Source organism: Stagnimonas aquatica (assembly GCF_003730135.1).
GTDB classification, from domain to species: domain Bacteria; phylum Pseudomonadota; class Gammaproteobacteria; order Nevskiales; family Nevskiaceae; genus Stagnimonas; species Stagnimonas aquatica.
In genome coordinates, this window is sequence record NZ_RJVO01000001.1 from 758,278 (window position 1) to 770,154 (window position 11,877).

Here is an 11,877-nt window from a genome sequence, read left to right on the forward strand (position 1 = left end):
CGATCATTTACCAAATAGGCCAGGCATCACTTTGCGTGCAACGGCCCACTCTCGTTTGTTATCTAAACAAGACACCGTAACTTTGTACGGGGTAGTTGCACCGATGCCGATGTGGTACCCCTCAGCCGCCGATCCGTCCCAGCTACCTGTTCCGTATTTGTCTACCAGCGTTGTCTTTACTGCTTCGGGCAGTGTTGCGATGTACTCCATGGCAAACTTTCTCGAAAGTGATTTGCCTTCTTGTACCTCCGCTGGGGAGTACGCTTTACCGTCTGCCGGAAGACCATAAGTGATTTTCACCGCGACTATTTCAAATATCTGCCTCTTATCTGCATCTAGTCTTATTTCGTACCTGTCGAAACGCGCGTCAGGTTCTGGAGCTTCGCCTACATACCAAACGGAAGCGTCATTTCCATACAGCTTTTCTCCCAACCGTGCGGGCTTCGAGCCAAAGGCAAAGCCATAAGCGCCTTCAGGTGAGCACGCATAGGCGGGCGCGGTGAACAATATCGCGGCGGCAACCGCTGAAAAAATGAATCTCACTGGATCTGCTCTCTCTTTACGGCCCAACGCTCAGGTTAAGCAGCGGCCACGCCGGAGCGACAGCGGAGGCGTGGACGTCGGCTTGAACCGCCGGTTGGGCGGTAACTACGCTGGCTTTCCATGTGCTTGTAACTCCGCTGCGAGGATGCTGAGGCTAAAGCCGCTGTATTTTTCTTCCTTGCGATCTTCCTCTGGAATGAGAGCGAGGTGAAGTTCCTCGTAGTTCTCCGGAGTGCACGAGACGCCTGGAGCGCCTTTGACTTGGTCATGGACTACGACCACAACAGTGCCAACAGGAACGGTTACATGGTGGCCGCCTGTGAATGGTGCAAACCAGTGAGTGAGCGCAATGGCGGGCATTGGCGACACCACTAAGAACTTGGAACCCTTCTTGAGCATGCTTCTCCAGATTGGCTCACTGTGTCTTTGCCGCCCAACGCCAAAGCTCAGCGGCGGGGCGAAGCCCCGTCCGCTGGAGTGCCTGGTTAGGGGCGACCATGCGAGTGCTCGCGCAGTGCAGCCGGTGCCGCAAAGAGATTGGCCTTAGCGATTACCAGACGGACGGGGCTGGCGGCTTTTGTCATGCGCTGTGCCCAACCATGAACCCTATTGAGACGCTGCCGCCAGATACGACCAAGCGGACTAAGTGGAGCGGGATGGAAAAGCTGACCTCACCCTTTATGCCGGGGGTTGATTCAGGCTTGCATATCAAGACCATGAAAGACCCTACCTGTGTTGCCGACTCGCAGGGGATATATGGGCCACGCGAGCCGGCGATGATGCAGGGAGGTGCAGCATGGCCGAAGAATTGAATGGCCTCGTCGGTAAGAAAGACGGCGGAAACACTGATGCCCATAAAGCCCCTAACGCATGGAGTTCAGCGGCGCCGAGCGAAGCGAGGGAATGGCCGAAGGCCACGTCCGCTGCAACGACTGGTTAGAAATTGTTATCACGCGATCCCTGCCCCTGAGCTACTCCCCCTCGCCAAAAAAGCGCCCCTTGAACCCAATGAGCGCTCCTTACAAAGCCTCTGAAATTTTGTCCGTATCAACTTGTTATGCGGCACAATTTCAGAGGCTTTGTAATAGCACACCAAGCGGTCATTCATACAGCTCAAAAAGATGTCTACGCTGTGCGGCTTTGCCCCAAGAATTACCCGCCGAAACCGCCTAACAATTACTAACGCCCAGCTTCAGTGGCGGCGTCGCCGAAGGCGACGACGTCCACTGGAAGCACTTGTTGGGCCCGTCACAGGTCAGCCTTTGCGACAAACTCCAACTCCACCTTTGCTGGGCAGGCGCGCACCTTCCGCTCCCAGAGACTTCTGATGCGAGCCAAATCATCTACCGGGAAGTCGAAGACCACCACCAGCAGCAGTCGGAAACGACTCTCAAAGAACTTGTCGGCAACAACTGCACCGTAAAGCGCGCGATCGAGTGCCATGCTCGAAATCATAGGTGAGCGCAACAGCTTTACCTCCAGAGCTGTGAACTGCATGCCTTCAGTAAATAGGGCGTCGAATGCGACTCCGGTATCTCCGATGCCGAGATTGCGTTCTCCAGGTACGCCAAGCCTCTTCTCGTATCGCTTTACGACCCCCTCCTCAACTCTCTCAATCTCGCGCCTCAGTTCCAAGTAATCGGGCCTGACCGAAACGCTCTCCGGTGATACGGAAACAACTTGCTCTGCTGGCGGCGGCGCTTCCGCTTGAGGTATTGCGTCACTAAGCTCCCTCTGTATTTTCGTTTCCTGCTCCTCTGGAGATAGCGTCCTCAGGAATGACTTGTCGTCCTTGTAGTCACCAGGCGCATAAAGCTTTCCGTGGTGCTTTGAAACAAGGAGATAGAAGACGCCTAAAACAACAACAGGGAAAAGTACGATGAAGATAATGAGCGGATGTCGCTCGTCAGCGGAGAGCGTGCTGGCCGTAGCACCTAAAAGTAGGTTCGCGATGCTATAAATCAGCGAGATGAAGAGGGCTACGATTCCCAGCGGATTTTTTACTAGATCCTTCACGATCCCCCCTTTTTTCTCAGGCCCAACGCATGGAGTTCAGCGGCGCCGAGCGAAGCGAGGGAATGGCCGAAGGCCACGTCCGCTGCAACGACTGGTTAGAAATTGTTATCACGCGATCCCTGCCCCTGAGCTACTCCCCCTCGCCAAAAAAGCGCCCCTTGAACCCAATGAGCGCTCCTTACAAAGCCTCTGAAATTTTGTCCGTATCAACTTGTTATGCGGCACAATTTCAGAGGCTTTGTAATAGCACACCAAGCGGTCATTCATACAGCTCAAAAAGATGTCTACGCTGTGCGGCTTTGCCCCAAGAATTACCCGCCGAAACCGCCTAACAATTACTAACGCCCAAGCTCACCGGCAGGCCGCGCCTTCGGAGAACCACCATGAAAAGAACTGAACGCGAGGCGCGGACTGTCCGAGTGCAGCGCCTTGTTGGACGGAACGACAAGATTTACTGGGCCAAGTTTCGAGGTTGCATAGCCGAAAAAGCAGCCAAGCGCGGACTCGATGAAAACGAGGCTGGAAGAGCAGTAAACCGGCGCCTTGTCGCTCTCTGTCATGAGATTGGACTTATTCCGCCCAACGCCAATTAGATGGAACACGGATCGCCGCCTAATCTGGCGGCACGTCCGTATAATCTGGAAAGGGAAATTTCAACATGCTGAATCCACAGAAGATTCGCAGTTGGGGAGGGATGAAACATGGAACAGAGGGTGGACACGGCCAAGGCTCCCAAGTTGTTGGACCAAGTTCGGCTCCGCATGCGGGCCAAGCACTACAGCCTCCGCACCGAACAGTCTTATTTGCACTGGATTAAACGCTTCATTCTTTTCCACGGCAAGCGGCATCCGCGTGACATGGGCGCGCCGGAAGTCGAGGCCTTTCTGACCGCGCTAGCGGTCGAATTGAAGGTCGCTGCGGCAACCCAGAACCTGGCTTTGGCCGCAGTGCTGTTCTTGTACCGGGAGATACTCGGAGTTGATCTGCCCTGGCTCGACGGAGTGACCCGAGCCAAGAAGCCGGAGCGCCTGCCGGTCGTGCTGGGCACCTCTGAGGTGCAACGCCTGCTGCAAAACCTGGGCGATGACCGGCCCTCGGCGCTGTTGGTTCGCCTCCTGTACGGGACGGGTTTGCGCTTGATGGAGGGTTTGCGCCTTCGCGTGCAGGACTTCGATCTGGAGCGCAAGCAACTCACAGTGCGGCATGGCAAGGGCGGCAAGGATCGTGTCACGGTTCTGCCTCAATCGCTGCTGCTACCGCTGAAACAGCATCTGGATGAACGCAAGCAGTTGTTCGACCGGGATGTCCTGGCCGGTGTGGGTAGCGTCTACCTGCCGGGCGCGCTGGCTCGCAAGTATCCGAATGCGGCGCGGGAATGGATTTGGCAGTACGTCTTCGTGGCGGCTGGCTTATCGGCCGATCCAGAGAGCGGCGAGATTCGCCGCCATCATCTCGATGAGTCTGTGGTTCAGAAACTGGTTCGTCGCGCCGCCCAGAAGGCCGGCATCACCCGGCCGGTTTCGCCGCATGTACTCCGTCATTCGTTTGCTACCCATCTTCTGGAGTCGGGCTACGACATACGCACAGTGCAGGAGTTGCTCGGGCACAGCGACGTGAGCACCACCATGATCTACACCCATGTACTGAATCGCGGTGGACGGGGAGTGGTGAGTCCGCTGGATCGCGTGTAGCGGCCAAGGCCGCCAATGTTCAAGCTGCGGTACTTCCTCAGTACCACCGTGCTCCGCCTACCGCCCCCACCCTAACCCTCCCCCGCAAGCGAGGGAGGGAACCCAACCGTGACGGAGCCCGCGCCAGCTAACGCTCCATCGCCTGCGCCGGCAGGCACCAGGGCGCGAAGTGCTGCGGCGCCAGCACGGCGCCGAGCGAGGCGGCGCCCAGGCTCACCAGCAGGACGGCGGTGAGGCGGCGCAGGGTCGGCGCCCGCAGCAAACCTTGCAGGGCCTGACCACCACCAGCGAGCAGCGGTACGGTGCCCAGGCCAAAGGCGGCCATCAGCAGGGCGCCGCTCAGCGCGCCGCCACCGGCGGTGGCGAGAAACAAAAGACCGTAGAGCAAGGCGCAGGGCATCAGCGACCACACCAGGCCGCGCACGAGCAGGCGCAGCGGACTGGGTGCGGCGCCAGAGAGGCGGCGCAGCAGGTGGTGACCGTGGCAGTCCGCCACCGGTCGGCGCAGGTAGGAAACGCCGATCAGCACCAGCACCGCACCGGCCAGGGCCTGCAGCCAGCCGCTGAATTCGCGCGCCGGCAGCCACAGCATCAGGCGCGCGCCGAGGTAGCCGGCGGCGGCGCCCATCAGCGCGTAGCCCAGCACCCGGCCCAGGTGCAGCCACAGCAGGGGGCTCATCGAAGCGGGGGCGCCGCGCAGTTGCAGGGTCTGCACCGGGCCGCACATCAGGGCGCAATGCGGGCTCAGCGCCAGGCCGGCCAGCAGCATCGCCGGGATGCTCAGCTCGTGCACCGGCAGCAGCATCATCGCCGGCTCTCTCTAGGACCGGCCGTTACCGGGCTTGCGGTCGCTGGCGCAGTCCTGGCAGGTGGTGGCGTCGGGCAGCGCGGCTAGGCGCGCGCCCGCGATCTCCTCGCCGCAGATTTCGCAGAGGCCGTAGAGGCCGGCATCGAGCTTTTCGATGGCATGGCTCACCTGCCGCAGTTCGGCGGCGGTGGCTTCGGCCAGGCGGTCGAGCACCTCGTCGTTCTCGCGCTCGGTGGCCTGCTCGCTGAAGTCGGCGGACAGCGGCTGCTCCTGGCGCTGGCGGTCGCGCTGGATGCGCACCAGGCGCTCGGCCAGTTCGGCACGCCGGCCGCGCAGCACGGTGCGGGCCTTGGGAAGATTCTGGGCGGCGGTCGCCGGGCTGGGGGTCATCGCGAACTCCTTGCGTTTTTGAGGCTGGGAGGATGCTCGGCGAGTGGGCGCAAGGCCGCGTTGACGCAGATCAATCTGGGCGGACGGAGGCGTGCCCACGGTGGGTGAACGCCCCCATCCCGGCCTTCCCCCGCAAGCGGGGGAAGGAGTACCGCGTAGTCGCTTGGTCGCGCTAAGGCTCGTCGTCGGGCATGCGGCTGCCGACTTGGTCGAGCGAGTCGTACTGGCCGCTGTACAGCGCCCACACCAGCAGGGCGCCGGCGAAGGCGACCACGGCGACACCCAGGGGGATCAGCAGGTAGAGGATTTGCATGATGCGATGCCGGTCGCGGGAACGGCCGCCTCGTTGGTGGGCGGGGAGCGCCCGGATGTTTTCTGAGGCGCTGGCGGTGCGACGCGCAGGGCGTTGGCAACCACCAGCAGGGAAGAGATCGACATGCCCAGCGCCGCCAGCCAGGGCGTGAGCGCGCCGGAGAACGCCAGCGGCAGCATCACCAGGTTGTAGCCCAGGGCCCAGCCCAGGTTCTCGCGCACGCGCCGCGCCGCCTGCGCGGCCACCTGCCGCAGCAGCCGCAGGCCGGCGAGGCTGTCGCCGGTGAGGATCACGTCGGCGCGCGCCTGCGCCAGTGCGGCGCCGCCGGGCATGGCAATGCCGATGTCGGCGGCGGCCAGCAGCGGCGCGTCGTTGATGCCGTCGCCCACCGCCATCACCACTGCTCCTTGCTGTTGCAGGGCGCGCAGGCTGGTGAGCTTCTGCTCCGGGGTCTGGCGCCATTGCGCCTCGGCGATGCCCAGTTGCCGCGCGAGCTGGCGTACTGCTGCCTCGCTGTCGCCGCTGGCGAGTTGCAGGCTCACGCCCTCCTGCCGCAGTGCGGCGAGGGCGGCGGCGGCATCCGGACGTGGCTGTGCCGCCAGGCCGAACAGCGCCAGCGCCCGGCCTTCGCGCGCCAGCGCCACCCAGGTATTCGCCGCGTCGGCGGATGCGGGCTGGCCCTCAGCAACCAGGCCCAGGCGCTCAGGCGCGCCCAGCCAGTAGCCTTGTCCCGCCACCTTGCCGAGCACACCGCCCTGCGGGTCCAGCTCCACCTCGGTGGCGGGCGCCACCCGGCCGGCGGCCGCCACCAGGGCGCGGGCAATCGGGTGCTGTAGCGGCTGCTCCAGCGCGGCGGCGATGGCCAGCGCCTCGGCATCACCCAGCTCCGCCAGCGGCCGCACCGCCACCAGGCGCAGGCTGGCCTCGGTGAGGGTGCCGGTCTTGTCGAACAGCGCGTGGCTCAGGTGCGGCAGGCGCGCCAGTGCGGAAGGGTGCGCCAGCAGCACGCCGGCCGCGGCGAGCCGGCTGCTGGCGGCGGCGTACACCGCCGGCATCGCCAGCGACAGCGCGCAGGGGCAGCTCACCACCAGCACCGCCAGCAGCACGTTGAGCGCCTGCTCGGGGTCGCGCGGCCACCACCAGGCGGTGGCGGCCAGGGCCAGCAGCAGCACCGCCAGCACGAAGCGGCCGGCGATGCGGTCCGCCAGCAGTTGCGCCGGCGGCTTGTCGCGCTGCGCTTCCTGCAACAGCCGGGTGATCGCCGCCAGCCGGGTGGCGTTGCCGGCGTTGCTCACCTTCAGGTCGATGGCGCGGGCGCCGACGTTGAGGCTGCCGGCCAGCAGGCGCGCATCGCGCAGATGCCGCACCGGATGCGACTCGCCGCTGAGCAGGGCCTCGTCGAGATCGGCGGCGGCATCCAGCAACTGGCCGTCGGCGGGCAGCGCTTCGCCGGGCGCGACGCGCACCACGTCGCCGGCTTGCAGGGCGATCAGCGGCACGTTGCGCGGCTCGCCGTCTTCGATGCGGACGGCGGTGAGCGCGCGGCGGCCGGCGAGCAGACGCAGGCGCTCGCCGGCGAGCGCGCGGCTGCGGCCTTCCAGATAGCGGCCGGTGCCGAGCAGCATCACGAACATGGTGGCGGCGTCGAAGTAGAGCGCGCCCTCGCCGGCCATCACCCGCCAGGCGCTGGCGAAGTAGGCGATGAGGATGGACGCCGCCACCGGCACATCCATGCCCAGGCTGCGGTCGCGCAAGGAGCGCCAGGCGGCGGCCAGAAACGGCCAGCCGCTGTAGAACACCGCCGGCGTCGCCAGCAGCCACTGCGTCCAGCGCAGCAACTGCGAGACGCCGGGGTCGATCACGTCGAAGTATTCCGGCCAGGCCAGCATCATCACCTGCATGGCGCAGATCACCGCCACGCCCACGCGCGCCAGCGCGGCGCGGCGCTCGCGCTGGCCGGCCTGCACGGCCTGATCCTGCGCCAGCACCTGCGGCCGGTAGCCGGCGCGGTCCAGGCGCTCGATGGCTTCCGACAGCGGCACGGCCTGTGGCGCGAACACGAACTCGACGGTGCGGCTGGCGAGGTTCACCCGCACGTCGCTGGCGACGCCGGCGAGCGCGCGCTCGACACCGCGCACGCAGGCGCCACAGTGCACGCCATCCACCGCCAGCAGCACCTCGCGGCGGCCGCCGGCCAGCGGCGTGCTGACCGCCTCCAGCAACTCCGGCCGGTCGTAGGTCTGCCAGCGCGGGTCCATCAGTGGCCCTTGGGCGCGACGCTGGTTTCGGCGATGGGCGTGAAGCCCTGCCGGGACGCGGTGAGGATGGTCAGCACGCCGGCCGCCAGCACCGCCGCCGGCAGGCCGAAGATCAGCAGCAGTTCGGCCAGCGGCAGGCGCGGCTTGCGGCGGCGGTCGGGCGGGGTTTGCGTGGGCTCAGTCATGCGCTTCTCCGGCGATGAAACTGGCGCTGCGCTCGCGCTGGAGCTTGGGATCGTCCTCGGCGACCAGGCTGAACTTGAGGCTGTGGATGCCATGCAGACCCTCCTCTTCGTGTTCGTCATCGGATGCCTGGCTGCGCACGCTCACCGTCAGCGCCTGGGCCTCGCCGCGACCAACCAGCAGGCTGTCCGGCACCGCCAGGAAACGGCGGCCATCCGGCGAGCTGACCGAGAGCTTGAAGCGGTGCGCGGCGGAAGTCTCGTTGCTCACCTTCAGGGTGTAGAGGTTCTCGATGGCGCCGTCGTCCAGCTCGCGGTACAGCGAGTGGCGGTCGCGGATCACGTCGAACTGCACCGGCGTGCGCAGCAGGATCGCCACCACGAAGCCGACGCAGAGCGCGGCCCAGATCAGGCCGTAGCCGATCACCCGTGGACGCAGCAGGCGGAACTTCTGCCCGGCCTCCTCGTGGGCGCTGGTATAGCGGATCAGGCCGCGCGGCTTGTGCACCGAGTCCATCACGCTGTTGCAGGCGTCCACGCAGGCCGCGCAGGCGATGCACTCGTATTGCAGACCCTTGCGGATGTCGATGCCGGTGGGGCAGACCTGCACGCACAGCGAGCAGTCCACGCAGTCGCCGGCCGGCAGGCCGCCGAGCTTGGCCACCGACTTGCGCGGCTCGCCACGCTTCTGGTCGTAGGAGATGACCAGGGTGTCCTTGTCGAACATCGCGCTCTGGAAGCGCGCGTAGGGGCACATGTACTTGCACACCTGCTCGCGCATCACCCCGGCGTTGCCCCAGGTGGCAAAGCCGTAGAACAGGGTCCAGAACAGCGGCCAGCCGCTCAGTTGCAGCGCGAAGAACTCGGGGAACAGCTCGCGCGCCGGCACGAAGTAGGCGACGAAGCTCAGCCCGGTGAACAGCGCGAAGCCGGCCCACAGCAGGTGCTTGGCGCCCCGGCGCAGGATCTTCTCGGCGCCCCAGGGCGCGCGGTCGAGCTTGATGCGCGCGTAGCGGTCGCCCTCGGCGAGGTGCTCCATCCAGATGAAGGCCTCGGTCCACACCGTCTGCGGGCAGGCATAGCCGCACCACAGCCGCCCGCCCAGGGTGGTGAAGAAGAACAGCGTCAGCGCCGCGATCAGCAGCAGCCAGGTGAGAAAGATGAGGTCCTGCGGCGCCAGCGTCAGCGTGAAGACGTGGAAGCGACGGTGCGGCAGGTCCAACCAGACCAGGGGCGTGTCGCCGATCTGGATCCAGGGCGCGAGGTAATAGAAGCCGAGCAGCAGCAGCATCGCCAGCACCCGCAGCCGGGCATAGCGGCCCTGGGCGCGGCGCGACTGGATCTTCGCCGACGACTCGTAGAGCAGCCCCGGCTTTTCGGTGGCCGGCGGCTTAGTGGAGGTGCTCATTCGGCGCCTCCGGCGGCAGCGGCACTGCCGGCGAACCGGCCTGGGTCAGCAGCGCCGCGATGGCGGCTGGCGCAGCGGCGGCCAGCCAGCACATGAAGAATCCGAACGACAGCTCGGCCAGGCCGAGCGTCGCCGCATACTCCTCTGGCAGCAGCAGCAGCCAGGTCAACAGCATGGGAATGGCTCCGAGAAAACTGGCCCAGAGCGTGATCGCCACCAGCCGGGCTCCCGGACGGGAGCCCAGGCCCTTGGCCGCAGCCTGCCGAAGCAGGGCCTCGGCCTGGATTTCCTCGCTGGTGTGATCGTCGCTCATGGGTTTTGCGAGAGGCTGTAGACGTAGCTGGAGACGACCCGGATATCGTCGGCGCTGAGGATGTCCTTGTGCGCCGGCATGCTGCTCTTGCGGCCGAACAGGATGGTCTCGCGGATCTTCTCGCGGCTACCGCCATGCAACCAGATGTTGTCGGTGAGGTTGGGCGCACCGATGTAGGGATTGCCCTTGCCGTCGGCGCCGTGACAGGCCGCGCAGGTGATGGCGAAGGTCTTCATCGCGTTCTCGCGCCGCTCCGGGCTGAACTTCGGATCGGACCAGTGCTTTACGGTGTCGATCAGATCGTCGGCGACCTTGGGGTCGAGCGTGGCGTTGAAGAACGGCATCTGGCCCTGGCGACCATTGCTGATGGAGGCAACGATGGCCTCCGGCGTGCCGCCGTAGAGCCAGTCCTTGTCCGCCAGGTTGGGAAAGCCGCGCGCGCCGTGGGCATCGGCGCCGTGGCAGCCGGCGCAGTTGTTCAGGAACACCTCGCGGCCCAGCGACAGTGCCGCCGGATCCTTGGCCAGGGCGGCGACATCACGGTCGCCCAAGGTGGCGTACACCGCCTGGCGCTTGGCCTTGACCACGGCCATGCGTTCGGCGAGCTGCTTCTCCTGGGTCCAGCCGCTCTTGCCGGTGAAGGCACCCAGGCCCGGGTAGTAGACGAGATAGCCGACGCCGAACACCACGGTGAGGATGAACATGTTCAGCCACCAGCGCGGCAGCGGATTGTTGTACTCGCGCAGGTCGTCGTCCCAGACATGGCCGGTGGTGCTTTCCCCCGGCGCTCCCCGGGCGTTGCTGAACAGCAGCCAGAGGCAGCCGATGATGGAGGCGACGGCGATGACGGCGATGAACCAGTGCCAGGGAGCGTTCATGACCGCGCCCCTCCCGACTTGCGCACCGCCGCCGGGCCGCGATGGGCGAGCCGGGGACGGTGCGGATGGCCGCTCAGCGCGAGCCAGCTCACGCCGAGGGCCAGGGACAACAACAAGGCACCGATGAACCAGTGCCAGTAGGTCAGAACCATGTCCATTTCAGTTCTCCTTGGAGCAACCGCAGCCGCCGTGCTGGCAGGCCGCCGGCGCGGGGTCGTCGCTCAGGGGCAGACGGGAGGCGTCCTCGAAGCGCGTGCGGTTACGCGCGGAGTAGGCCCAGACGGTGATGGCGACGAAAGACGCCAGCAGTAAGGCGGTGACGATGCCGCTGATCATGGCTGTTCTCCTTAATCGGTTACTGGGCCGGCGCCGCCGTTTCGGCGGCGGCCGGCGCGGGCTCGCCCTCGGCGGGCTGCTCGGCGGGCGCGGTGGCCTCGGGCGCGGGCGGCGGGACCACCGCTGGCACCTCCGGCTTCGGCACCTTCAGCGATTGCAGGAAGGCGATCAGGGCATCCATCTCGGTGTAGCCCTGCACCGCCGCCGGAGCAGCGGCGATGTCCTGCTCGGTGAACGGCACGCCGACCCGCGACAGTGCCCGCATCTCGGCGACCACGTCCTCGGCCTTCAGCGGCGTCGCCGCCAGCCAGGGGTAGCCCGGCATGTTGGATTCCGGCACCACGTCGCGCGGGTTCTTCAGGTGGATGCGGTGCCAGTCGTCGCTGTAGCGGCCGCCGACCCGGGCGAGGTCCGGGCCGGTGCGCTTGGAACCCCACTGGAAGGGGTGATCCCACACCGACTCGCCGGCGGTGGAGGCGGGGCCGTAGCGCATCACCTCCTCGTGCAGCGAGCGGACCATCTGCGAGTGGCAGTTGTAGCAGCCCTCGCGCAGGTAGACATCGCGGCCGGCGACTTCCAGCGGCGTGCGGATCTTGAGCCCCGGCGCCGGCTGGGTGGTGCTGCTCTGGTGCATCAGCGGCAGGATCTCGACCAGGCCACCGAAGCTGATCGCGACCGCGATCAGGATGCCCATGAGGCCGATGTTGCGTTCAATCTTGTCGTGCAGTGGGCCACTCATGG

General features: G+C 65.5%; 16 protein-coding genes. 1 reads left to right on the top strand and 15 read right to left on the bottom strand.

Annotated features, from left to right (window positions below; translation table 11 throughout):
- Nucleotides 1-3: 3 nt before the first annotated feature.
- From ED208_RS16960 to ED208_RS17230, 4 genes are all read right to left on the bottom strand, one after another.
- The gene (locus ED208_RS16960) at nucleotides 4-543 is read right to left on the bottom strand and encodes a hypothetical protein (RefSeq protein ID WP_148044670.1); all 540 of its coding nucleotides are present in this window, start codon (nucleotides 541-543) and stop codon (nucleotides 4-6) included.
- Between the two features lie 105 nt (nucleotides 544-648).
- Nucleotides 649-942, bottom strand: a complete 294-nt coding sequence (locus ED208_RS16965) for a hypothetical protein (protein ID WP_148044671.1) — start codon at nucleotides 940-942, stop codon at nucleotides 649-651.
- Between the two features lie 849 nt (nucleotides 943-1,791).
- Nucleotides 1,792-2,559, bottom strand: coding sequence for a hypothetical protein (locus tag ED208_RS03350; RefSeq protein ID WP_123210425.1), 768 nt, complete (start codon nucleotides 2,557-2,559; stop codon nucleotides 1,792-1,794).
- A gap of 338 nt (nucleotides 2,560-2,897) precedes the next feature.
- Entirely contained in the window at nucleotides 2,898-3,119 is a 222-nt protein-coding gene (locus ED208_RS17230) for a hypothetical protein (RefSeq protein ID WP_158608409.1), read from the bottom strand.
- A 141-nt stretch (nucleotides 3,120-3,260) separates the two neighbouring features.
- Between ED208_RS17230 and ED208_RS03355 the strand changes: the two genes are divergently transcribed.
- Entirely contained in the window at nucleotides 3,261-4,250 is a 990-nt protein-coding gene (locus tag ED208_RS03355) for an integron integrase (protein WP_123210426.1), read from the top strand.
- A gap of 127 nt (nucleotides 4,251-4,377) precedes the next feature.
- Here ED208_RS03355 and ED208_RS03360 read toward each other — a convergent pair whose 3' ends face one another.
- The 11 genes from ED208_RS03360 to ccoO form a co-directional block, all read right to left on the bottom strand.
- Nucleotides 4,378-5,058, bottom strand: a complete 681-nt coding sequence (locus ED208_RS03360) for a sulfite exporter TauE/SafE family protein (protein ID WP_123210427.1) — start codon at nucleotides 5,056-5,058, stop codon at nucleotides 4,378-4,380.
- Between the two features lie 12 nt (nucleotides 5,059-5,070).
- Nucleotides 5,071-5,448, bottom strand: coding sequence for a TraR/DksA family transcriptional regulator (locus ED208_RS03365; protein WP_123210428.1), 378 nt, complete (start codon nucleotides 5,446-5,448; stop codon nucleotides 5,071-5,073).
- A gap of 172 nt (nucleotides 5,449-5,620) precedes the next feature.
- The gene (locus tag ED208_RS03370) at nucleotides 5,621-5,761 is read right to left on the bottom strand and encodes a cbb3-type cytochrome oxidase assembly protein (RefSeq protein ID WP_123210429.1); all 141 of its coding nucleotides are present in this window, start codon (nucleotides 5,759-5,761) and stop codon (nucleotides 5,621-5,623) included.
- A complete protein-coding gene (locus tag ED208_RS03375; RefSeq protein ID WP_123210430.1) occupies nucleotides 5,740-8,019 on the bottom strand; it encodes a heavy metal translocating P-type ATPase in 2,280 nt (759 codons plus the stop codon). The genes ED208_RS03370 and ED208_RS03375 overlap by 22 nt, the downstream gene beginning before the upstream one ends.
- The gene (locus ED208_RS03380) at nucleotides 8,019-8,204 is read right to left on the bottom strand and encodes a hypothetical protein (RefSeq protein ID WP_123210431.1); all 186 of its coding nucleotides are present in this window, start codon (nucleotides 8,202-8,204) and stop codon (nucleotides 8,019-8,021) included. Before ED208_RS03380 ends, ED208_RS03375 begins: the two co-directional genes overlap by 1 nt.
- Complete coding sequence (ccoG, locus tag ED208_RS03385) at nucleotides 8,197-9,609, bottom strand: cytochrome c oxidase accessory protein CcoG (protein WP_123210432.1); 1,413 nt, start codon at nucleotides 9,607-9,609, stop codon at nucleotides 8,197-8,199. Before ccoG ends, ED208_RS03380 begins: the two co-directional genes overlap by 8 nt.
- The gene (locus tag ED208_RS03390; RefSeq protein WP_123210433.1) at nucleotides 9,593-9,922 is read right to left on the bottom strand and encodes a hypothetical protein; all 330 of its coding nucleotides are present in this window, start codon (nucleotides 9,920-9,922) and stop codon (nucleotides 9,593-9,595) included. Before ED208_RS03390 ends, ccoG begins: the two co-directional genes overlap by 17 nt.
- Nucleotides 9,919-10,800, bottom strand: coding sequence for a cytochrome-c oxidase, cbb3-type subunit III (ccoP, locus tag ED208_RS03395; RefSeq protein WP_123210434.1), 882 nt, complete (start codon nucleotides 10,798-10,800; stop codon nucleotides 9,919-9,921). The genes ED208_RS03390 and ccoP overlap by 4 nt, the downstream gene beginning before the upstream one ends.
- A complete protein-coding gene (locus ED208_RS17235; protein ID WP_158608410.1) occupies nucleotides 10,797-10,958 on the bottom strand; it encodes a hypothetical protein in 162 nt (53 codons plus the stop codon). Before ED208_RS17235 ends, ccoP begins: the two co-directional genes overlap by 4 nt.
- Nucleotide 10,959: 1 nt before the next feature.
- Entirely contained in the window at nucleotides 10,960-11,136 is a 177-nt protein-coding gene (locus tag ED208_RS03400; RefSeq protein ID WP_123210435.1) for a cbb3-type cytochrome oxidase subunit 3, read from the bottom strand.
- A 19-nt stretch (nucleotides 11,137-11,155) separates the two neighbouring features.
- A complete protein-coding gene (gene ccoO / locus ED208_RS03405) occupies nucleotides 11,156-11,875 on the bottom strand; it encodes a cytochrome-c oxidase, cbb3-type subunit II (RefSeq protein ID WP_123210436.1) in 720 nt (239 codons plus the stop codon).
- Nucleotides 11,876-11,877: the final 2 nt, after the last annotated feature.